22 protein-coding genes are annotated in these 21,802 nt (G+C 72.6%); 11 read left to right on the forward strand and 11 right to left on the reverse strand.

The genetic code is table 11. The features are described 5' to 3' along the window. Positions 1-119 precede the first annotated feature (119 nt). Positions 120-641 (reverse strand): TIGR03086 family metal-binding protein, encoded by a 522-nt coding sequence (locus UO65_RS17680; protein ID WP_233427712.1) that lies wholly within the window; start codon positions 639-641, stop codon positions 120-122. A 93-nt stretch (positions 642-734) separates the two neighbouring features. Continuing rightward, positions 735-1,769, reverse strand: coding sequence for a zinc-binding dehydrogenase (locus UO65_RS17685; protein ID WP_035283950.1), 1,035 nt, complete (start codon positions 1,767-1,769; stop codon positions 735-737). A gap of 175 nt (positions 1,770-1,944) precedes the next feature. On the opposite strand from UO65_RS17685, the gene UO65_RS17690 reads away from it, so the two are divergent. The 4 genes from UO65_RS17690 (at position 1,945) to UO65_RS17700 (ending at position 4,846) form a co-directional block, all read left to right on the forward strand. Continuing rightward, a complete protein-coding gene (locus UO65_RS17690) occupies positions 1,945-2,622 on the forward strand; it encodes an SRPBCC family protein (RefSeq protein WP_035283952.1) in 678 nt (225 codons plus the stop codon). Then, positions 2,619-3,299, forward strand: coding sequence for a DUF4166 domain-containing protein (locus UO65_RS17695; RefSeq protein ID WP_035283954.1), 681 nt, complete (start codon positions 2,619-2,621; stop codon positions 3,297-3,299). The genes UO65_RS17690 and UO65_RS17695 overlap by 4 nt, the downstream gene beginning before the upstream one ends. A 129-nt stretch (positions 3,300-3,428) precedes the next feature. Then, positions 3,429-3,578: a hypothetical protein gene (locus UO65_RS36795; RefSeq protein WP_161784476.1), complete on the forward strand. Its 150-nt coding sequence runs from the start codon at positions 3,429-3,431 to the stop codon at positions 3,576-3,578. Next, entirely contained in the window at positions 3,551-4,846 is a 1,296-nt protein-coding gene (locus UO65_RS17700; RefSeq protein WP_233427701.1) for an MFS transporter, read from the forward strand. The genes UO65_RS36795 and UO65_RS17700 overlap by 28 nt, the downstream gene beginning before the upstream one ends. Here the strand turns inward: UO65_RS17700 and UO65_RS17705 are convergent. Next, the gene (locus UO65_RS17705) at positions 4,806-6,050 is read right to left on the reverse strand and encodes an FAD-binding protein (RefSeq protein ID WP_035283956.1); all 1,245 of its coding nucleotides are present in this window, start codon (positions 6,048-6,050) and stop codon (positions 4,806-4,808) included. The two genes, UO65_RS17700 and UO65_RS17705, sit on opposite strands and share 41 nt — an antisense overlap. 222 nt (positions 6,051-6,272) lie before the next feature. Here UO65_RS17705 and UO65_RS17710 point away from each other — a divergent pair, with 222 nt between their 5' ends. Continuing rightward, the gene (locus tag UO65_RS17710) at positions 6,273-7,067 is read left to right on the forward strand and encodes an NUDIX domain-containing protein (RefSeq protein ID WP_233427704.1); all 795 of its coding nucleotides are present in this window, start codon (positions 6,273-6,275) and stop codon (positions 7,065-7,067) included. Between the two features lie 5 nt (positions 7,068-7,072). On the opposite strand, the gene UO65_RS17715 is transcribed toward UO65_RS17710, so the two are convergent. After that, complete coding sequence (locus UO65_RS17715) at positions 7,073-7,573, reverse strand: DUF1990 domain-containing protein (RefSeq protein WP_233427708.1); 501 nt, start codon at positions 7,571-7,573, stop codon at positions 7,073-7,075. Positions 7,574-7,658: 85 nt separating this feature from the next. On the opposite strand from UO65_RS17715, the gene UO65_RS17720 reads away from it, so the two are divergent. The 3 genes from UO65_RS17720 to UO65_RS17730 all read left to right on the forward strand — a co-directional run bounded on the left by UO65_RS17720 (position 7,659) and on the right by UO65_RS17730 (position 11,947). After that, positions 7,659-8,384, forward strand: coding sequence for a dienelactone hydrolase family protein (locus UO65_RS17720; protein ID WP_052021303.1), 726 nt, complete (start codon positions 7,659-7,661; stop codon positions 8,382-8,384). A gap of 168 nt (positions 8,385-8,552) precedes the next feature. Beyond that, on the forward strand, positions 8,553-10,367 hold the full coding sequence (locus tag UO65_RS17725; RefSeq protein WP_035283960.1) for a flavin-containing monooxygenase: 1,815 nt from the start codon (positions 8,553-8,555) through the stop codon (positions 10,365-10,367). Continuing rightward, positions 10,364-11,947 (forward strand): NHL repeat-containing protein, encoded by a 1,584-nt coding sequence (locus UO65_RS17730; protein WP_035283961.1) that lies wholly within the window; start codon positions 10,364-10,366, stop codon positions 11,945-11,947. The genes UO65_RS17725 and UO65_RS17730 overlap by 4 nt, the downstream gene beginning before the upstream one ends. 46 nt (positions 11,948-11,993) lie before the next feature. On the opposite strand, the gene UO65_RS17735 is transcribed toward UO65_RS17730, so the two are convergent. The 7 genes from UO65_RS17735 to UO65_RS17765 all read right to left on the reverse strand — a co-directional run bounded on the left by UO65_RS17735 (position 11,994) and on the right by UO65_RS17765 (position 18,823). After that, a complete protein-coding gene (locus UO65_RS17735) occupies positions 11,994-12,482 on the reverse strand; it encodes an SRPBCC family protein (RefSeq protein WP_035283962.1) in 489 nt (162 codons plus the stop codon). Continuing rightward, positions 12,479-12,811: an ArsR/SmtB family transcription factor gene (locus tag UO65_RS17740; protein WP_233427710.1), complete on the reverse strand. Its 333-nt coding sequence runs from the start codon at positions 12,809-12,811 to the stop codon at positions 12,479-12,481. Before UO65_RS17740 ends, UO65_RS17735 begins: the two co-directional genes overlap by 4 nt. A gap of 90 nt (positions 12,812-12,901) precedes the next feature. Then, positions 12,902-13,669 carry an SDR family NAD(P)-dependent oxidoreductase gene (locus UO65_RS35925; RefSeq protein WP_200873393.1) on the reverse strand — a complete coding sequence of 256 codons (768 nt, stop codon included), beginning with the start codon at positions 13,667-13,669 and terminating at the stop codon, positions 12,902-12,904. After that, a complete protein-coding gene (locus tag UO65_RS17750) occupies positions 13,666-15,894 on the reverse strand; it encodes an MMPL family transporter (RefSeq protein WP_035283964.1) in 2,229 nt (742 codons plus the stop codon). Before UO65_RS17750 ends, UO65_RS35925 begins: the two co-directional genes overlap by 4 nt. A 146-nt stretch (positions 15,895-16,040) precedes the next feature. Beyond that, positions 16,041-16,658 carry a TetR/AcrR family transcriptional regulator gene (locus tag UO65_RS17755; protein WP_035283966.1) on the reverse strand — a complete coding sequence of 206 codons (618 nt, stop codon included), beginning with the start codon at positions 16,656-16,658 and terminating at the stop codon, positions 16,041-16,043. 151 nt (positions 16,659-16,809) lie between these two features. After that, entirely contained in the window at positions 16,810-17,964 is a 1,155-nt protein-coding gene (locus UO65_RS17760) for an acyl-CoA dehydrogenase family protein (protein ID WP_035283967.1), read from the reverse strand. A gap of 13 nt (positions 17,965-17,977) precedes the next feature. Then, the gene (locus UO65_RS17765; RefSeq protein WP_035283969.1) at positions 17,978-18,823 is read right to left on the reverse strand and encodes a 3-hydroxybutyryl-CoA dehydrogenase; all 846 of its coding nucleotides are present in this window, start codon (positions 18,821-18,823) and stop codon (positions 17,978-17,980) included. 129 nt (positions 18,824-18,952) lie between these two features. Here UO65_RS17765 and UO65_RS17770 point away from each other — a divergent pair, with 129 nt between their 5' ends. The 3 genes from UO65_RS17770 (at position 18,953) to UO65_RS17780 (ending at position 21,745) form a co-directional block, all read left to right on the forward strand. After that, entirely contained in the window at positions 18,953-19,636 is a 684-nt protein-coding gene (locus UO65_RS17770; RefSeq protein ID WP_035283971.1) for a TetR/AcrR family transcriptional regulator, read from the forward strand. Positions 19,637-19,870: 234 nt separating this feature from the next. Next, positions 19,871-20,194: a hypothetical protein gene (locus tag UO65_RS17775; protein WP_152552137.1), complete on the forward strand. Its 324-nt coding sequence runs from the start codon at positions 19,871-19,873 to the stop codon at positions 20,192-20,194. A gap of 951 nt (positions 20,195-21,145) precedes the next feature. Continuing rightward, on the forward strand, positions 21,146-21,745 hold the full coding sequence (locus UO65_RS17780) for an EF-hand domain-containing protein (protein WP_161784477.1): 600 nt from the start codon (positions 21,146-21,148) through the stop codon (positions 21,743-21,745). The last annotated feature ends 57 nt before the right edge of the window (positions 21,746-21,802 follow it).

The following is a 21,802-nucleotide window of genomic DNA, read 5'->3' on the forward strand; positions in this document are numbered from 1 at the left end:
TCGCCATAGGGGCCCCGGCCAAACACATCCACCCAGCCGGGCACACCCACACAAGCCCGGGCCTGAGCCGAAGCGCGCGGCCGAGCACATCCACCCACCAAAGCCCAGCCTCCAGCCCGCTACACCGGAGCGCGACCGGTGATACCCAGAATGCGATCCAGCAACGGCGCATCCGGAGCAACAGCCACAGGCGGCCCCCAAAGCTCAGGCAGCGGAGCCCCGGGAACAAACCGGACCACATGCTCGTAGCAGGCACGCAGAGCGTCCTCAGGCAGCACGAGCCCGTTGCCGGTCGCCGTGGCCAGGTCCCACCCGTGCACCACGACCTCGGTCAGCGCGATCCGCCCCCACACCGCGTTCGGCAGAACGAGTCCCCCAGGCCCCTCGGTCTCCCCTTCCCACACAGCCGGAACGGCCCAGGCCCCAGCCAGGCCGCGAAGCCGGTCGGCCAGCCCAACCCGGTCACGCGGGCCACCCGCTCCGACGCTGGAACCCGCAGCGACGGTGAACCCCACCGCCACCCCGTCCAGGTGGTCGAGCAGGTCGGCAACCGTGTACTCAGCGCACAGGGTAGGGGCAGCCAGTTGGTCGTCGCGCACCTCCTCGACCAGCGCAGCCACCTCAGCGCACGTCTCGCGCATGTCGATCACAGGGGTCTCCTCCTCCGGGTGTGGGACATCTCCCGGGTGAGACTCCTCCACCGGCCGCGAATCATCGGCCCGGTGGAAACGCGGTCAGGGGCGGATCAGCACCTTGAGCGCCTTGCGGTCGGCCATCGCCCGGTAGCCGTCCGGCACCTCGTCCAGGCCCACCGTGCGGTCGAAGACCCGGCCCGGCTCGACCGCGCCGTCGAGGATGTCGGGGAGCAGTTCCTCGATGTAGGCGCGGGCGGGGGCGACGCCGCCGGTCAGGGTGATGTTGCGCATGAACAGGCCCCCGTCCATCGGCACGTCGGAGTACTGCGGCGCCCCGACCCGGCTGACCACGCCGCCTGCGCGCACCACGCCGAACGCGGTCTCCAGGGCGGGCTTGAGGCCGACGCACTCCAGCACCGCGTGGGTGCCGTCGCCGTCGGTCAGTTCTCTGACCTTCTCGACACCCTCCGCGCCGCGCTCGGCGACGACGTCGGTGGCCCCGAACTCGCGGCCCAGGTCGGTGCGGTCGGTGTGCCGCCCCATCAGGATGATCCGCTCGGCGCCGAGCCGCTTGGCCGCCAGCACCGCTGACAGCCCGACCGCGCCGTCACCGATCACGGTCACGGTGGTGCGCGGCCCCACCCGGGCGGTCACCGCGCAGTGGTGCCCGGTGGGGAACACGTCCGACAGCGTCAGCAGCGACGGCAGCAGCGTCGAGTCCTCGCCGACGGGGAGCTTCACCAGGGTGCCCTGCGCCTGCGGCACCCGCACCGCTTCGCCCTGCCCGCCGTCGACCCCGGGGGCGCCCCACTGGCCGCCGTGCCTGCACGAGGTCTGCAACCCCTCGGTGCAGAAGTCGCAGGTGTTGTCCGCCCAGACGAACGGCGCGACGACCACGTCGCCCCCGACCAGCCCGGACACCTCCGAGCCGACCTCCTCGACCACGCCGAGGAACTCGTGGCCGATGCGGTCGCCCTCGGTCGCGTCCTCCTTGGCGCCGTAGGGCCACAGGTCGCTGCCGCAGACGCACGACCGCAGCACCCGCACCACCGCGTCGGTGGGCTCGTGCAGCCGGGGGTCCGGCACGTCCTCCACCCGCACGTCACCGGCTCCGTAGATCAAGGTCGCGCGCATCTGGTTCCTCCCGCTGTCGGGTCCACTCAAGACTGGAAGTGGTTCCCCCCGGGCGGCGGGCGAAACCCGGAGCATCGGCGCTGAGCGCTGTGGCACACCACTCTTGAGCAGTCGCTCAACAATGGGCTATGGTCATGCCCGAGCTGTTGAGCGACTGCTCAAATCTGGGGGCGCCATGCGGGGCTTGTACGTGGAGACGCTGGTCAGAGCTGATCTGGACCGGGTGTGGGAGCTGACCCGGGACCCCCGGCTGCACCAGCGGTGGGATCTGCGGTTCACCACCATCGACCCCGTTCCGGGCACCGAGCCGCAGCGGTTCCGGTACGCCACGCGCGTGCTGCCGGGGCTGCGGATCGGCGGTACCGGCACGACGGTGGGCGAGCGGACCAGGCCGGACGGCACGCGCACATCAGCGTTGCGGTTCTCGTCAGGGCACCCGTTGTCGCCGATCGTGGCGGGGGCGGGCTACTGGCGGTATGTGCCGTCCGGTGGGGGTGTGCGGTTCCTGACCGGCTACGACTACACGCCCCGGCACCGGGTGGTCGACCGGGTGTTCCGGCCGCTGATGGGGTGGGGCACGGCGTGGTCGTTCGACCGGCTGCGGCTCTGGGCCGAGCGCGGCACCACCCCGGAGGCGTCGCTGCGCACCACCGCCCTGGACGTGGCCTGGCGCCTGGCCGCCACCGCGGCGGTCGCCGGGTTCAGCCCGCCCGCGGCGCTCGTCGCCGGGGTCGCGGTCGCGCTGATCCCGCCGTCACCGGGCACCCCGGCGGCGCGGCGGTGCCTGCGAACGCCACCGGACCGGTTCTCCGCGACCGCCCCCGCCACCCTCGCCCGCCTGGAGCAGCGATGACCTCGATCTTCCAGCGCGCCCTGGGCGGGGACTTCGACCGCCTGCACCCGAGGCTGCGCGAGCGGTTCGGCTTCGCCGCGGGCGACGGGCGCGGCTGCGTCGGCACCGGGGTCATGCGGCGGATCTGGCCGAGGGCGGGGATCGCGCGGCCGCTGTTGGCGCTCGGCGCGAGCAGGAACATCCTGTTCCCGGAGCGGGGCACCGACATCCCCTTCACCATCGAGAACCACGCCTACCTGGACCGGTACGGGCGGGACACGCTGACCTTCGTGCGCACCTTCGAGTTCCCGCACCGGCGCAGGCGCTTCGACGCGACCATGGTCTACAACGACGAGCGCGGCTGCGTCGTGGACTACCTGGGCACCCACCAGCACGTCGCCGTCGACCTGCGGCCCGAGGTGGGCGAGCGCGGCGAACTGCGCATCCGCTCCGGGGAGCAGCGGGTGCGCGGCCTGCGGCTCGACGTCCGCTGGCCCACCGCCCTGACCGGCGCGGCCGACGTGCGGGAGAGCTTCGACGACGAGCTGGGCCGGTTCCGGATCGCGGTCCGGGTCACCAACCCGCTGCGCGGGCTGGTGCTGGCCTACTCCGGGACGTTCGACGTGACCTATGTGGACACCACGACCTCAGCCCTCCCGGCCTCGGTGAAGCCGCTGCGGGAGGAACCGAGGGGATGACGGGCGGGCCGGGTCCGCCACCGCTGGGGGTGGTGACGGACCCGGCCGCCACCGGCGGTGACGAGGTGGCGATCGCCGCCCCGGCCACCCACTAGTCTGGCGCCTCCGCCAAGCCCCGGGAGGACGTCCTTGACCAGCACCACCGCCCCGGCCCGCGGGCCGGACCCGACCACCCCGGAGGCGTGCCCGGCCCCGGGGACCGACCTGCCCGCCGCACACCGGTTCGAGTCGACATCCGAGGCCCGCCCGGCGTGCGCCCTCCCGACCGGTCGGGGCTGAGCGGGGTGGCGCTGGGGCGGCAGTTCCGGTGGTTGTGGGCGGCGTACGCGACCAGCGCGGTCGGCACGTGGCTCGCCTTCGACGCGTTCGCCCTGATCGCCATCCGCGTGCTGGACGCGGGGCCGACCGCGGTGTCGATGCTGGCGGCGGTGGGGCTCGCGGCGGGGGCGGTGGTCGCGGTGCCGCTCGGGCCGTGGGTGGAGTTCCGCCGCAAGCGGCCGGTGATGGTGGCGATGGACCTGGTCCGGTGCGCCGCGGTGCTCAGCGTCCCGGCCGCTTTCGCCGCCGGGTGGCTGACCTTCGCGCAACTGCTGGCCGTCTCCGCCGTCGTCGCCACAGCCGACATCACCTTCACCGCGGCGAGCGGCGCCTACCTGAAGGCTCTGGTGGCCCCCGGGGACCTGCTCGTCGCCAACGGGCGGTTCGAGTCGACGGCCTGGACCACCACCGCGCTCGGACCACCGCTCGGCGGGGTCCTGATCGGCCTGTTCGGCCCGGTCACGACGGTGGTCGTCAACGCGATCAGCTACCTGCTCTCGGCGGCGGGCCTCCGCGCGATCGGCGGCACCGAGGAGCCGCCCGAGCGCACCGGCACGCACCGACTGCGCCTCCACGACGTGGTCGAGGGGTGGCGGCACATCCTGACCCACCCCACCCTGCGCCCGCTGTTCCTGAACACGGTCCTGGTGAACAGCCTGATCATGGCAACCGCGCCCCCGCTCGCCGTCCTCATGCTCGCCGACCTGGGGTTCACCCCGTGGCAGTACGGCCTGGCCTTCGGCGTCCCCTGCGTCGGCGGCCTCCTCGGCGCCCGCCTGTCGCGCGGTCTGGTCACCCGCTTCGGGCGGCACCGGGTCATGCTGACCGTCGGGGTGCTGCGCCCGTGCTGGCTGCTCGGGCTCGCCTTCGTCCACCCCGGCCCCACCGGTCTGCTCCTGGTGGTGGCCGTGGAACTGGCGATGATCACCTGCTTCGGCGTGTTCAACCCGGTGTTCGCCACGTACCGGCTGCACCACACCGCCACGGACCGGGTCGTGCGCACCCTGACCGCGTGGTCGGTCACCAGCAAGGCCACCACGGCGGCCACGACCGCGCTGTGGGGCCTGCTGGCGGGCATCACCAGCCCCCGGATCGCGATCGCCGCCGCCGGTGTCCTCATCCTCGGGACACCGTTCCTGCTGCCCCGCCACGACACCGACGTCCGAGCCGGGGAGGCGCCGGACGGGGTCAACGGGTCGGGAAGTGGGCGTCGAGCAGGGCGTTGGTGAACTTTCCCGTCGGGTCCAATGTGGACCGCAGGCGGGTGAAGTCGGCGGCGCGGTCGTAGGCGGCGGTGACCTCCGCCGGGGGCAGGGTGGTCAGCTTGCCCCAGTGCGGGCGGGCGCCCAAGGGGTGCAGGCGCCGTTCGACGGCGGCGATGACCGGCAAGACCGCGGCGGGGTCGAGGACCCAGGTGAAGTGGATCGTCACCGAGTCGCGGTGGTGGGCGGGGCTGAGCCACAGGTCGTCGGCGGCGACGGTGCGGACCTCGGCGACCTGGAGGACCGGGGCCATCAGCTCACCCAGCTCGCGCAGGGCGGCGAAGGCCGCCGGGGCCTGGGACCTGGGCAGGTACAGCTCCGACTGCAACTCGTTGCCCGCGCTGCTCGGGAGCCGGTCCGCGCGGAAGTGGGGCAGCCGCTCGAACCAGGGGCCGACCACGTCGAGCTGGGCGGTGCTGGAGTCGGTCGACATGCCGGGGACGGGGTGGACCAGCTCCGCGGCGGGCCTGCCGCCCGCCCAGCCGCTCGCCTCCCGGTCCACGCGCTGCTTGAGGAAGACCGAGCCGGTGCCGGAGCGCCAATCGGTGAAGACGCTGACGCTGTGGCCCGCGCCGAACACCTCGTCCACCGCGCCCGCCACCTCGTCCAGCGGCACCCCCAGCCGGACGGACTGGCGCATGTCGTACGCGGGCTCCACGCCCAGGGTGAGGTGGGTGACCACGCCGAGGCCGCCGAGCGCGACGACCGCCCCGGGCAGGGTGTCTCCGTCGAGGTCGACCACGTCGCCGTCCGGGCCGATCAGGCGCAGGGCGCGGACCGCGGCGGCCAGGCAGCGCTCGGTGTCGCCGGAGCCGTGGGTGCCGGTGGCGCAGGACCCGGCGACCGAGATGTGCGGCAGCGACGCCAGGGTGCCCAGGGCCAGGCCCGCGTCGTGCAGGGCGACCACGACCTCCCCGTAGGTCATGCCCGCGGCCACGGTCACCGCCCCGGCGTCCCGGTCGACCTCGAAGGTGGCTGGCATCCGGTCGAGGGTGACCAGTTCGCCGGTGGTGTCGGCGACGCCGTTGAACGAGTGCCCGCTGCCCACGGCCCGGATGCGGTCGGCGCCTGCGACGAGGGCGCGCAGCTCGTCGAGGCTCCTCGGGCGGTGCAGCCGGGTGGCGCCATAGGTGACGTTGCCCGCCCAGTTGCGCACCGGGGTGGTCGACATGCGTGCTCCCATCGGATCGGCGGCGGGGCTGTGCCGGAGGTGGGTTTCTCCGGAGAAAGCGCTGGTCACCAGTCGGTCCACGATAACCACCGGCGCCCGGGAGTGCCCTTGCGGGATAGTGGGCGCGTGACTGATCCCGGAGATGTCGACTACGCGAGGTCCGCGGCAGAGCAGGTGTTAGCTCGGCTCGGTCTCCACGGTCCCGCGTGGCGGGTCTCGGACGTGCGGCCGCACGACTCGGACGGGTTGGTCGTGGAGTTCGGTGGCGAGACCCCCATGCCGGTCTTCTTCCCGCTGGGCATCGGCCGGGCCGGGGGAACGGTGCGGATGGCCGATCAGCTCCAGGACCGGGCCGTCGAGCACGTGGCGGAACTGTTCGGGGCCGCCTTGCCCGCGTGCCCAGGGCACCGGCACCCGCTGTCGGCCCGGCTGGTGGACGGCAACGCGCTGTGGGAGTGCCCGGCCGACCGGGACCACCACCGGGAGCCGATCGTGGTCACCGACTGGGCGGCGGCCCTGCCCCGGCTGTTCGCCCCGCAGCGCTGGGACTGGGGCGGCATCGACGCCCGGTTCAGCACCGTCCCACCGGACCCCGACGCGGTGACGAACGTGCACCTGGTGGGCCGGGTCGGCGACCGGGTCGTGATCTGCCGCGACGGGACCGACCACTGGTTCCTCCCCGGCGGCACCCGCGAACCGGACGAGTCCACCGAGGACTGCGCCGCCCGGGAGATGCTGGAGGAAGCGGGCGCCCGCATCGTCGGCCCCCTGCGCGCGCTCGGCGCCCACCACGCGGTGACCGACCGCCCACGCCCCTACCGCCCCCACCAGCCGCACCCGGAATTCGCCTGGCTCTGGTGCGTCGCCGACGTGGTCCTCGACTCCACCCCGACCAACCCACCCGACGGGGAGCAGGTGGTCGAGGTCCGCGCCTGCCCACCCGCGGAGGCCGCCGCCCTCCTGAACCCCTCCGCCGACTGGTACGGCGAACTGCTCGACCTCGCCCAACTCCTCTGACGCGGTCAAACCCCCTTGAGGTACCGCCTGGTCATGAAGTCCTGGAACCCACGCCCCACCGCCCCGGAGGCACGCGACAGCACCGAAGCGGGCCGCGAGAAAGCCGTGATCCGGAAAGTCACCCGACCATCGGCGCCACGGTGCAGGAGGAACACCTCCTCACCGCTGACCGGATTGCCCGGCAACGTCCCGTAGGCGAACCCCCGCCGATCCGGCTCGTCCACGACGTAGATCACCCGACAGGGAATCCGCAGCACGAGCCCCAACCGCAGCACCACCACCGAACCGGCGACAGCCGACTCCGTCGAAGCGGCCACCCGAAAACCCGCGCGTTCGTGCACGCGCCACCGCATCAGGTCCTCGACCGCCGCCGAGAAGTCCGCCCCGGCGGGCAACCGCCTGCTCACCTCGACCACCCGGTACCCGACAGGCGGCTCCCCCGCCGTCGCCCCGACCTCGGGGTAGGTCGGGGTGTCCGGGACACCGCGTGGGTCGAGGCGCTTCACAGCCGCCATCGTAAGTGCGGTGGGACGACTCCGCGGCCCGGTTCGGTCTACCGTGCCGACCACTGCTGAGACCGTGGAGGACACCGTGCCCGAAGTAGACCTGAGTTCCCTCGCCGCCGCCAGGGCGGGTTCGCAGCCGCTGCGCGGCTACCTCGCCACCCCCTCGGGTGAAGGACCGTGGCCGGGGGTCGTGGTGCTGCACGAGGTCTTCGGGATGAACGACGTCGTGCGCAGGCAGGCCGATCGGCTCGCCGACCTGGGTTACCTGGCCCTCGCCGTCGACCTGTTCAGCCAGGGTGGTGCCGCCCGGTGCCTGGTGGCGACCATGCGGGCGTCGATGACCGGCAAGGGGCGCGCCTACGCCGACATCGCCGCCGCCCGCGACCACCTGCTGGCCCTGCCCGACTGCACCGGCAAGACCGGCATCATCGGCTTCTGCCTGGGCGGCGGTTTCGCGCTGATGACCGCAGCCTCCGGCGACTACGCGGCTGCCGCCGTCAACTACGCCCACCTGCCCCCCGATCCCCTGACGACCTTGGCGGGGGCCTGCCCGATCGTCGGCAGCTTCGGCGGGCGCGACCTCACCCTGCGCGGGGCGGCGGCCCAGCTCGACACCGCCCTGACCACCCTCGGCGTCGAGCACGACGTCAAGGAGTACCCGGAGGCCAACCACGCCTTCCTCAACGACGACGAGGTCGGCCCCGGCTGGTTGCGCCCCCTGTGGCGCGTCGCGGGCATCGGGCCGCACCCGGCTGCGGCGGCCGACGCGTGGGCGCGGATCGAGGGGTACTTCCGGGCGCACCTGCACTGAGCGAGCGGGCGGTGGGGTGCTCGCGGGAACCGGTACGGTGTAATTCAGTCACTTGACTTACGTAGTTCGGTGCCGCTTGACTGGTTGCGGAGCGCGTCCGCGCGGACACCCGGTGTTCGCACGCGGCGCGCCCGCCGACACCCCGGTCCCCACAGCAGAGAGGCCCGCATGCCCACGCCCCCTGATCACCTGGTCCCGGACGACCTGGGCTTCGACCCCGACGAGCTGCGCGCGCGGTACCGGGCGGAGCGGGACCGCCGGGTCCGGCCCGACGGGAACGCGCAGTACCGCTCCGCCGACGGCGACTTCGGCTACTACGCCGACGACCCCTACGCGGAGACCGAGCGCGACCGGGGACCGCTGACCGACCGGGTCGAGGTGGTGCTCGTCGGCGGCGGGTTCGGCGGGTTGCTCGCGGGGGCCCGGCTGCGGCAGGCGGGGGTGGCGGGCATCCGGGTGATCGAGGAGGGCAGCGACTTCGGCGGGACCTGGTACTGGAACCGCTACCCCGGCATCCACTGCGACATCGAGTCCTACGTCTACCTGCCGCTGCTGGAGGAGATCGGTTACGTCCCGGAGTGGAAGTACTCCCCCGGCGAGGAGATCCGGCAGCACGCCCGCGCGATCGGCAGGCACTTCGACCTCTACCGCGACGCCTGCTTCCAGACGAGGGTGACCGCGCTGCGCTGGGACGACGACACCTCGGAGTGGGTGGTGGAGACCGACCGGGGCGACCGGGTGCGGGCGCGCTACGTGATCACGTCGACCGGAACGCTGAGCAGGCCGAAGCTGCCCGGCATCCCCGGCATCGAGTCGTTCCAGGGTCACACCTTCCACACCAGCCGCTGGGACTACGACTACACCGGCGGCAGCGCCGACGGCGGGCTGGACAGGTTGGCGGACAAGCGGGTCGCGCTGATCGGCACGGGGGCGACCGCCATCCAGGTGGTGCCGCACCTGGCGCGCGACGCCGAGCACCTGTACGTGTTCCAGCGCACGCCGTCGTCGGTGGACGTGCGGGGCAACCGGCGGACCGACCCGGAGTGGGCCGCGTCGCTGGCGCCGGGGTGGCAGCGGGAGCGGATGGAGAACTTCCTCACCGTCGTGAGCGGTGAGCAGGTGGAGCGGGACCTGGTGGCCGACGGGTGGACCGGCAGCGCCCGCCTGTTGCAGAACCTCATCCCCAGCAACGCCTACTCCGACCTGTCTCCGCAGGAGCGCGAGTACGTCAACGAGATCGTCGACTTCCAGAAGATGAACGAGATCCGCTCCCGGGTCGAGTCCACCGTCGAGGACCCGGAGACGGCGGAAGCGCTCAAGCCCTGGTACCGCTACATGTGCAAGCGGCCGACGTTCAGCGACCACTACCTGGACGCGTTCAACCGACCCGACGTGACGCTGGTCGACACCGCCGACCACGGGGGCGTCGAGCGCGTCACGGAGAAGGCCGTGGTGGTGGACGGGGTGGAGTACCCGGTCGACTGCATCATCTTCGCCACCGGGTTCGAGGTGGGCCGCTCCGGCATCCTGTCCGGGCTGCTGCCGGTGCACGGCCGGGGCGGGAAGTCGCTGTTCGAGCACTGGGGCACCGGGCCGAGGACGCTGCACGGGTTCAGCAGCCACGGCTTCCCGAACCTGTTCAACCTGGGCCCCTTGCAGAACGCCAGCTCGGTGAACTACGTGCACATCCTCGACGAGCAGGCCACGCACGTGGCCGCGGTGGTCGCCGCAGCCGAGGAGCGCCGGGCCCGGTACGTCGAGCCCAGCGCCGAGGCGGAGGCCGCCTGGGTGGCCACGATCCGGGAGAAGGCGCCGGACCAGCACCGGTTCCAGGCCGAGTGCACCCCCGGCTACTACAACAACGAGGGCCAGCCGAGGGCGCGCAGCGAGTCCTACGGCGACGGGCCGGTGGCCTTCCACGCGGAGCTGCGGCGCTGGCGCGACGAGGGCGGCCTGGACGACGTGCTGGTGGAGGCGAAGTGACGCGGCCCAACCGGTTCGACGGCACCGGGCGCGAGCACCCGACGAGCACCCGCTGGGACGTGCGGCGGCTGACCCCGCCGAGCCCGCTGTGGGGGTCGAACGGGGTGGCGTTCGGCCCGGACGGGCGGCTGTACGTGGCGCAGTTCCTCGCCGGGCAGATCAGCGCGGTCGACCTCGCCTCCGGGGACGTGGAGGTGGTGGTGCCGGTGGACGGCCCGGTGCAGGCACCGGACGACTTGGCCTTCGGTGCGGACGGGTCGATGTACATCACCGACCTGATCCCCGGCCGGGTGTGGCGGCGCAGCCCGGCCGGTGAGTACGCGCTGGTGTCCGACGAGGTGCAGGTGCCCAACGGGATCACCTGCGTCGGCGACCGGCTGTTCGTCAACGAGATGAAGTTCGACGGCCGCGTGCTGGAGCTGTTCCCCGGCGGCGGCGACCCGGTCGTCCTCGCCGAGGGCCTGGCCATGGGCAACGCGATGCAGCGCGGCCCGGACGGGCACCTGTACTACCCGCACATGCTGACCGGCGAGGTGTTCCGCACCCACCCCGATGGCGGCCCGGCCGAGCTGGTCGCCGAGGACGTGCACGAACCCGTCGCGGTGCGCTTCGACCTCGACGGGAACCTGGTGGTGCTCTCCCGGGGGGTGGCGGGCATCGTGACCCGGATCGACCTGGGCAGCGGGGAGCGGACGCTGGTCACCAGCGGGGTCGTGGGGCTGGACAACGCGGCGTTCGACGCGGAGAACCGGATGTACGTCTCCAGCTTCGCCAGCGGCGGGGTCGCCGAACTGCACCCGGACGGCCGCACCCGGCCGATCGTGCCGCAGGGCCTCGACGGCCCGTTCGGCGTGACGGTCGACTTCGGCGGCAACGTGCTGGCCGCCGACCACTACCGGCTGGCAACCCCGGAGCCGGACGGGGTGAGCACGCGGGAACTGCTGGTCTTCGCCCACGGCATCACCACCGACAGCGCCGGACTGGTGCACCTGACCTCGCAGTACGGCGACGTGCGGACCTTCGACCCGGTGGCGAAGACCACGCGGGTGCGGGCGGAGCGGCTGGCCCGCCCGATGGGGATCGCGGTCCGCGCGGACGGCGCGCTCGTGGTCGCCGAGTCGGGCGCGGGCCGGGTCCTGCTCATCGACGCCGAGGACGTGGTGACCGTGCTCGTGGAGGGCTTGGCGCAGCCGGTGGACGTCGCCCTGGACGGCGAGGAACGCTGCTACGTCAGCGATGAGCGGCGCGGCGCGGTGTTCAGGATCGACGACGGGAAGGCGGTCCTCGTCGCGGAGGGCCTTGGTGCGCCGCAGGGGTTGGCGGTGCGCGGTGATGAGGTGTTCGTGGTGGAGGTCGAGCACCGGCGGCTGACCGCGATCTCCCTGGTGACCGGGGAAAGCCGGGTGGACGCGGAGAACCTGGCGGTCGGCCTGCCGGGCGGGGTCACCCGGGAGGACCCGGCGCTGTTCTGCCACGGGATGCTCGGTGCGCCGAGGCAGTTCGCCGGTCTCGCGGTCGGACCGGACGGTTCGCTCTACCTGTCGGCCAACGGCGAGGGCAGCGTGCTGCGCCTGTCCTGAACGCGGTGGAGGGGCCCCGGCCGGGGCCCCTCCACTGTGGACTTGCTCAGCTCCCCGCGAGGATCGCGTCGATCTGGCCCATGGCCTCGCGCATCCCCTCTTCCATGCCCATGTTCACCATCTGCTCCAGGTGCTCGGCGCTGGAGAAGGTGCTGGCGGTGACCATCCGGGTGCCCTCGGCGGTCGCCTCCAGGGTGACCACGCAGTGCACCGGGGCGGGGTCGGGCAACTGCTTGCCGTCGTCGTCGGCGAAGCCGTCGTCGAACTCCAGGCGGTTGGGGGCCTCGACCAGGGTGAACCGCCACCAGCCGCGGGCCTTCTCACCCTCGGGGCCGGTCATGTAGTAGGCGGAGCCGCCGCCCACGGTGACGTCGTGCTCGTCGAAGGTGGCGGGCCAGGTCGGCGGACCCCACCAGCGCTCCAGTTGGCGCGGGTCCTCCCAGATCTGCCACACCCGCTCGACGGGGGCGGGGAACTCGGCGGTGAACGTCATGCTCAACGCCTCGGGGTCCTTGTGGACGCTGGTCACGGTCACTTGTCTGTCCTCTTCTCGCTCTTGCCGCTGTCCTCGGACAGGATGTCCGAAATGGCCTGGGCGCGGTGGCGCCAGAGCTGCTCGTACCGGTCGAGCAGGCGGGCTGCCTTGCGCAGGGTGTCGGCGTTGCCGTGCACGATCTGCTCCCTCCCCCGCCGCTGCTTGCGCACGAGCGCGGCCCGTTCGAGCACCGCGACGTGCTTCTGCACCGCGGCGAAGCTCATCTCGTAGCGCCGGGCCAGCTCCGAGACCGACTGCTCCGCGCGCAGCACCCGGCCGATGATGTCCCGGCGGGTGCTGTCGGCGAGGGCGTGGAACACGCGGTCCACCTCGTCGACACTGAGCCCGTCAATCCCGAGCTGATCTACAACCACATGGTTGTACGTTAGTCCGTGCCGACGGACAGCGCAAGGGGCTCCCTACTGGACGGACCAGCCGCCGTCGGACGGGAGGACGGCGCCGGTGACGTTGGCGCCGTCGTCGCTGAGCAGGAAGGTGATCGACGCGGCGAGCTGCGCCGCGGTGGCGACCGGCGGGATGAGGCCCGTGAAGGCGCCCATCCGCCCCAGGCCGAACTGCGACGGGGTGGCGCTCATGGTGATGCCGGTGGCCACGCCGCCCGGCGCCACCGCGTTGACCCGGATGCCGTTCGGGGCGTACATGAACGCCGAACTGCGGGTGATGCCCAGGACGGCGTGCTTGGAGGCGGTGTAGGCGGCCCCGGCGGCGGAGCCGCGCAGCGCCGCCTCCGAGGCGACGTTGACGACCGAGCCGCGCCCGGCGGCCAGCATCGACGGGAGGACCGCCCGGGTGAGCCGGAACATCCCGTCGACGTTGACGGCGAACACGCGCCGCCAGGCCTCGTCGGTCACCTCGTGCACCGGGGAGAAGTCGTCCATCACCCCGGCGACGTTGGCCAGGCCGTCGACGCGCGGCCCGGCCGCGGCGGTGATCCGCTCGACGTCGGCCTGCTCGGTGATGTCGGCCGCGACGGTGACCAGGTCCGCGTCCGGCAGTTCGGCGGCGAGCGCGTCCAGGCCCGCGACGGCGATGTCGACCGCCACGACCCGGCCGCCCTCCCTGGCGACCCGGGCGGCCGTGGCGCGGCCGATGCCGGAGGCGGCACCGGTCACGATCACCGTGTGGCCGTCGAACCGGCCGGGGACGATGCGCTCGGCGGCGCTCACCGCAGCACCTTCTCGGCCTCGGGAGCGGAGCCCGCGTCGCCGCGGTCCAGGTGCTGCACCAGCTTCTCCCCCTCGACGTCCACATCGGGCAGTACGCGGTCGAGCCACCGCGGCAGCCACCAGGCGGCGCGGCCGAACAGCGTCATCAGCGCGGGCACCACGACCATCCGGACCACGATCGCGTCGAAGAACACCGCGATGGCCAGGCCGAAGCCGATGGACTTGATGAACGACTCCGGGGAGAAGACGAACCCGGCGAACACGCTGATCATGATGAGCGCCGCCGCCGTCACCACCCGGGCGCCGTGGGCGAACCCGACGGTGACCGCCATCCGCGCGTCGCGGCCGTGCACGTGCTCTTCGCGCATCCGGGTGACCAGGAAGACCTGGTAATCCATGGCCAGGCCGAACACGATGCCGACCAGGAAGATCGGCAGGAAGCTGATGATCGGGGCGGGCTGCTCCACCCCGAACACCCCCGCCAGCCACCCCCACTGGAACACGGCCACGACCGCGCCGAGGGTGGCCGCGATGCTCAGCAGGAAGCCCGCGGTGGCCTTGAGCGGCACCAGCAGCGAGCGGAACACCAGCATCAGCAGGATGAACGCCAGCCCGACGACCACCGCGACGTAGGGCACCAGGGCGTCGTCGAGCTTGGTGGAGATGTCGATGTTGACCGCGGTCAGGCCGGTGACGCCGATGCCCGCGCCGGGGATCGTGCCGTCGAGGGCGCGGATGGCGCGCACCAGGTCCTGGGTCTCGGCGGCGTTGGGGGCGCTGGCCGGGACGACGGTGAGGATCGAGGTGTTGCCCTCGGGGTTGGTGGCGACCGGGACGACCGCCAGCACGTCGGGAAGGCCGCCGATGCGCTGCGCGGCCTGCTCGGCCGCCGCGGTGACCGACTCGCCCCCGGTGTCGACGACGACGGTCAGCGGGCCGTTGACGCCGGGGCCGAAGCCGCCCGCGAGCAGGTCGTAGGCCTTGCGCTGGGTGCTGTCCGGGCTGGCCACCGCCTCGCTGGGCATCCCCAGCCGCAGGTCGAGGGCGGGGATGGCGATGACGCCGAGGGCGACCAGGCAGGTCAGCAGCACGGTCACCGGCCTGCGCGCGATCGCCGCGACCCAGCGCTCCCCCATCGGCGCCTTGGCCCGCTCGCCAGCCGGGTCGGCCCCGGCGGTCCGGTCGGACCCGGCGGCCTGCGCGGCGCGGGCGCGGCGGCCCAGGAGGCGGTGCCCCGCGAAGCCGAGCAACGCGGGCAGCAGGGTCAGCGCGAGGACGACGGAGATCGCGACCGTGCCCGCCGCGGCCAGCCCCATCTGGCTCAGGAACGGGATGCCGATGACCGCCAGCCCGGCCAGCGCGATCACCACGGTCAGCCCGGCGAACACGACGGCGGAGCCCGCGGTGCCGACCGCGCGGCCCGCGGCCTCCTCCGGGGCGCGGCCGAGCGCGACCTCGTGCCGGTACCGGGAGACGATGAACAGCGCGTAGTCGATCGCCACCGCCAGCCCCAGCATCAGCGCCAGGACCGGGGTGTAGGAGGACAGGTCGAAGAAGTGGCCCGCGGCGGTGACCAGCCCGACGCCGATGCCGATGCCCAGCAGCGCGGTCAGCAGCGGCAGCCCGGCCGCCACCAGCGACCCGAAGGTCACCACGAGCACGACCGCGGCGACCGCGATGCCCAGCACCTCGGCCACCCCGGTCTCCACCGGCGCCTGCAACGCGTCCCCGCCCGCCTCGACGGTGAGGCCGGACGTGCGGGCCTGCTCGATGGCGGCCATCAGCGCGTCCCTGGCCTCCCCGGTGACCAGCGCGGAGGACACCGAGTAGGTGGCCTGCGCGTAGCCGATGGTGCCGGTCGTCGGGTCCACCGCCCCGGTCTGGAACGGGTCGGTGACCGACGCGACCTGCGGGGCCCCGCCGATGTCGGTGATCGCGCGCTCCACCGCCGCCCGGTACTCCGGCTCGGCGAGGGTGCGCCCCTCCGGTGCGGCGAACACGACCCGGGCACTGGCGCCGCCCGCGGAGACGGCGGGGAACCGCTCGCCGAGCAGGTCGATCGCCTGCTGCGCCGGGGTTCCGGGGATCTCGAACGTGCCGGAGGCCGGCTTGGCCAGGGCCACCGCGGCGAGGACGGTCGCGGCCAGCACGCCGAACCAGGCCACCGTCACCAGCCATCGGCGGCGGAAGGCGGACCGGCCGAGCCGGTACAGGAACGTGGCCATGGGGTGTTTCTCCTGTTCGGGGCGTGCGCGCCCGCGGTGGGGACCGGGTGCGGGGCGGGACCTGGGGGGCCGGGCAGTGGGGCGGGCAGTGAGATCAGGCGGTGAAATCAGGCGGTGAGGTCAAGCGATGGGGTCAAGCGATGGGGTCAGGCGGTGGGTGCGAGGTCGGCGGTGGGCAGGCCCGCGCGCAGGTGGTCCAGGCACTCGCGGAGCAGGTCGGGCAGGTCGGTCCGCGCGCCGCCGGTGACCCAGAAGGTCGCCGCCGTGCTGACCGCGGCGAGCACCGAGCCCGCCAGCAGCCGCGGCGCCAGGTCGCGGTCGGCGTCGGCGCCGGTGCGCTCGGCGATCACCTCCGCCAGCAACTGACCGGTGCGGTCGAGGGCGAGCAGGTTCTGCGCCAGCATCGCCGGGCTCTCGCTGATCACCCGCAGCAGCACGGCGAAGTCCGCCCGCTCCCCCACGATGTCGGTCAGCGCCCGGGGCAGGACCGCCAGCAGCGAGTCCCACACCGGTTCGTCGGCGGGCCGGGCGCGGACGGCGTCGGCGAGCGAGGCGTGCCGCCGCGACCACTCGTCGACGATCGCCTCCTCCCGGCTGCCGAAGTAGTTGCGGAACGTCCGCGAGGACACCCCGGCCGCCTCGGCGACCGACTCCGGGGTGACCGCGTCCAGACCGCGCTCCAGCATCAGCGACCACGCGGCGTGGCCCAGGGCCAGCCGGGTGGCCGCTTTCTTGCGGGCGCGCAGGCCCGGCTCGGCGGTCATGCCTCCACAGTGGCCGTTCGTTTCCATCCGTGCAACTTTTCCAAAAGTGAAACGAGGTGCGATCGGTCACAGGCGGGGGAACGGGCGACGCCGCCGCCCCCGGTGAACCGGGAACGGCGGCGTCTGGGTGGGACGACTCAGTTCCGAGTGGTCACTTCAACAGGTGGCGGGCCATCACCACGCGCTGGATCTGGTTGGTGCCCTCGTAGATCTGGGTGATCTTGGCGTCGCGCATCATGCGTTCCAGCGGGAAGTCCTGGGTGTAGCCGTAGCCGCCGAGGAGCTGCACGGCGTCGGTGGTGACGCGCATGGCGACGTCGGAGGCGTGGCACTTGGCGGCGGCGCCGAAGAACGACAGGTCCGCGTCGCCGCGCTCGGACTTCGCGGCGGCGGCGTAGACCATCTGCCGGGCGGTCTCCACGGCCATCGCCATGTCGGCCAGCATGAACTGGATGCCCTGGAAGTCGGCGATGCGCTTGCCGAACTGACGGCGCTCGCGCACGTAGGCCAGGGCGTGGTCCAGCGCGCCCTGGGCGATGCCGACGGCCTGGGCGGCGATGGTGACCCTGGTGTGGTCCAGGGTGCGCAGGGCGATCTTGAGCCCCTCGCCGGGCTCGCCGACGATGCGGTCGCCGGGGATGCGGACCCGGTCGAACAGCAGCTCGCGGGTCGGTGAACCCTTGATGCCGAGCTTCTTCTCCTTGGCGCCGAAGGAGAACCCGGGGTCGGACTTCTCCACGACGAACGCGCTGATGTTGGAGCCGCGCGGGCCGTCGGGGTCGGTGACGGCGAGGACGGTGTAGTACTCGGAGAACCCGGCGTTGCTGATCCAGGACTTCTGCCCGTCGAGCACCCAGCCGTCGCCGTCGGGGGTGGCGCGGCAGCGCATGGAGGCGGTGTCGGAGCCTGCTTCCCGCTCGGACAGGGCGTAGGAGAACGCGGCCTGCCCGGAGGCCAACGGCGGGAGGTAGCGCTGCTTGACCTCCTCGCTCCCCGCCAGCACCAACGGCAGGCTGCCCAGCTTGTTCACCGCCGGGATCAGCGAGGACGACGCGCACACCCGCGCCACCTCCTCGATCACGATGCAGGTGGCCAGCGCGTCGGCCCCGGCACCGCCGTGGGACTCGGGCACGTGCGGGGCGTGGAAGTCCGCGGCCACCAGGGCGTCGTAGGCGTGCTTGGGGAACTCGGCGCGCTCGTCGACCTCCGCGGCGTGCGGGGCGATGCGCTCCTCGGCCAGCTCGCGCACGACCGCGCGCAGGGCCTCGTGGTCGTCGGTGGTGCGGAACAGGTCGAACCCGGTCATGGCGCGGCCCTCCTCAGGCGTAGGTGTAGAAGCCGCGGCCGGTCTTGCGGCCGAGCAGGCCCGCGTCGACCATCCGGTTCAGCAGCGGCGGCGGGGCGTAGAGCGGTTCCTTGAACTCCTCGTACAGCGACTCGGCGACCGCCCTGGTGGTGTCGAGCCCGATCAGGTCGGCCAGCGCCAGCGGGCCCTGCGGGTGCGCGGCGCCGCGCACCAGGCCCTCGTCGATGTCGTCGCGCTCGGCGAAGCCGGACTCCAGCATCCGGATCGCGGCGAGGATGAACGGGATCAGCAGCGCGTTGACCACGAACCCGGCCCGGTCCTTGCTGCGGATCGCGTGCTTGCCCAGCGCGGTCCCGACGAACTCGGCGGCGCGGTCGGTGGTCTCGTCCAGGGTGAGCAGGCTCGGCACCAGCTCGACCAGCGGCAGCACCGGGACCGGGTTGAAGAAGTGGATGCCCAGCACGTGGGTGGGCCGCTTCGTCGCGGTGGCGATCTTCATGATCGGGATGGACGAGGTGTTGGAGGCCAGCAGCGCCTCCGGTGAGACCACGACGTCGTCGAGCCGCCGGAACAGCGCCACCTTGGCCGCCTCGTCCTCCACGATGGCCTCGACCACCAGGTCGCGGTCGGCCAGGTCCTCCAGCGAGCCGGTGAGGGTGATCCGGTCCAGCACCTCGGCGGCACTGGCGACCTTCCCCTTGCGCTCGGCCCGCTCCAGCGACGCGGTCAGCCGCTCGCGCCCGGCGTCGATCGCGGCCCGCCCGGTCTCGACCACCACCACGTCCAGCCCCGCCCGAGCCGACACCTCGGCGATCCCGGACCCCATCAGGCCACACCCGACGACCCCGACCTTCTGCATGGCGACGCCCTCTCCGCTGGTACTGAATACCCGATCGCCGGTACTCAGTACCCGAGGGTAGACGAAGCTCCGACCGCGCGGCGCCCGGCACGCCCTAGGGTGAGCCCGAACCGAGCCGAGGAGCCCCCGATGCCAGTGACGCCGACCAGGGCCCGCCTGATCGACGCCGCGTTCGCGCTGTTCGAGGAGCGCGGCTACGAGCAGACCACGGTGGACGACATCACCGACCGCGCGGGCGTGGGCCGCACCACGTTCTTCCGCACGTTCCGCTCCAAGGAAGACGTGATCTTCCCCGACCACGACGTCCTGCGCCGGGCCATCGAGGCCCGCCTCAACGGCTCCACCCACGAGACGGCGCTGGTCGCGGTCACCGAGGCCTCCCGCCTGGCGCTGCGCCACTACCTCGCCGAGGGCGACCTCGCCCGCGCCCGCTACCGGCTGACCCGCAGCGTCCCCGCCCTGCGCGCCCGCGAGATCGCGGGCGGGCAGCAGTACCACCGCATCTTCCGCGAGTTCATCCACACCTGGATGGGCGGCGGCCGGGAGAGCGCCCTCAAGGCCGAACTCATGGCCGCCGCCGTGGTCACCGCCCACAACCACGTCCTGCGCCGCTGGCTGCGCGGCCAGACCGACCACCCCGAACCCGAGTTCGACGCCGCCATGGCCACCACGGTCGACCTGTTCACCGCCCGCCAGTCCCCCGGGCCGGAGGGCGGCATCGTGGTCTTCCGCACCACCAAGGACCTTGACACCGTCCTCCCCGGCCTCCGCCACCTCCTGAGCGAGCCCGCCGACACACCGCGTGACGACTGAAACCGGCCCGGCGGGAGCGGTTCTTGTCACCGCCGCCGAACAAAATCCCCCCGCACCGGAATTCCGGGAAAGCAGATCGCACCCGCCACCCGATTGGCCCATTTCGGTGACTGACCGCCGCTTCCCGGACAGTCACCGAAAGGACTATCGACACCCTTCGCGGGCTGCCCGTAGCGTCTGATCCGTCTTGCCGACCGGATCGCATCACCATTCACACTCGGGAGAATTGGTCGAATGTCCACGAGAACAATGAAGTTTTTCGTCGTCACGGGCGCGGTGGCCGCGGCACTGGCCCTGGCCCCCGCCACCGGCTCGGCCGCCCCGGCTCCGACGACGGCCCTGCTCCAGCCCAGCGTCGCCGCGGCGTGGCAGAAGGGCCACGTCAACTCCACCGGCCAGACCAGGCTCTTCGCCGCACCGACCGGTGACGCCAACTACGGCTACCTCAACGCCTGCACGAACTTCTGGTACGACGCCATCATCAACGGCCGCTACCGCACCGACCTCGGCGGCTACGTCTCCACCGACAAGGCGGGCCCGGGCTGGTGCGGCGACTGACCTCCGGTCGCATTTCCCCGGGGTCCCGCCCACGCGGACCAGGAAATGATTTTCCGACCGCCGACCGATGACGAAAATTGCGGTGCAGGACAACCCGGGAACATTTCTTTTTCAGGGGTGAGGGCTCCACCGGAGCCCTCACCCCTTTTCGTGCGCCCCCGGGAACGACAGGCGGCCATTCCACCGAACCCGGTCCGCGCGTCAATCGCGCGCCCCCACCGCGACCACGCCCCGGCGCTCCGCCGACGCGGGTCGGGTGCGACTCGACCACCGCCGCCCCGCCCAAACGTGGCCCCCCCACTCCCACCAGGCGATGACCGCGACGGGAAGGCACCCCGCCCCGGAGCACGACCGGCACAAGTGGACCGTCCATTGCGAACCCCAAATGCGTCCACTGTGGACAACACTGTCCACGGAGACCGCCCTCCACCGCGCGGAGCGGTCCAGCCCGCCACGCGCCTCTCCCCCGGCACAACCGACACCCGACCCAACCGCACATGCGGATGCACGTGCACCGAACCAGTGTGCCCGGATTCGCCCGCACCGTCACCACCCCGGACCCCCTGTCACCCGAACGCACGATCGCCGCACATCCACCGGCCGAGCCCCGGCCACGCGGACCAGGACGCGGCGCTCCCCGACCCGTTCCCGGACGCCGGGGCGTCGCGGTACTCGCGGATACCGGAGTCGGGGTAACGCCACTATCGGCCAGCCGGGTGATGGGGAGTGGCGTCGACGACCACTGTGGGAGTGATTCCCGTTCCGCACCGCTCGCAAACATCCTTTCCGGGTGACGATACTTGCGCGGGCGTCGTCCCCGTCGCTACTTTGGCGAAGGCGCTGCGGCGCCACTGCCCGGGACTTCCTCGCCCGGCGCCACGGCCTTCTTCGGCCCGGTCTTCACCTTTCACCTTCCCCCTTTCATTCGATGCCTTAGGTGGTGTTTCTTCCGTGAGCCCTTCCGACGTGGCGAACCTGCTCGACCGCAAGCTCGACATCTGCTTCGGACACGGCGACCAGAACGGCAACGGCGTGCTGGAGCCCGCCGACGCCCTCGCCCTGGCCGCCCGCACGGTCGCCGCGCTCGGCGAGCCGTTCGGCTCGCCCAAGGCGATCGCGCTGTTCAGCGCGTTCGACACGTTCTGGCAGCACCTGTCCAGGGAGCTGGACTCCAACAACGACGGCAAGGTGACGCCGCTGGAGTGGCGCACCGGCCTCAAGCGGGCGTTCTCCGGTGAGGACGGCAACTTCGAGGAGGGCTTCCGGCCGCTGGCCCAGGCCCTGTTCGACCTGTGCGACAAGTCCGGCGACGGCAAGGTCCAGCCGGGCGAGTTCGCCGCGTACCACCGGGCGTTCGGCACCTCGTCGGCGAACGTGCGCATCGCGTTCGAGAAGCTCGACCGCAACGGCGACGGGTACCTGACGGTCGACGAGCTGGTGCAGGCGTGGAAGGAGTACTACACCTCCACCGACCCCGAGGCCCGGGGCAACTGGCTCTACGGCGACATCTTCGGCGCGACCGTCTGGGACGGGGACAAGGTCCTGCTCTGAGGCACCGGTGGCCGGGGCCCACTGGCCCCGGCCACCCTTTTCCGGCACGCAGGGGAG

The organism is Actinokineospora spheciospongiae, assembly GCF_000564855.1.
Lineage (GTDB): Bacteria > Actinomycetota > Actinomycetes > Mycobacteriales > Pseudonocardiaceae > Actinokineospora > Actinokineospora spheciospongiae.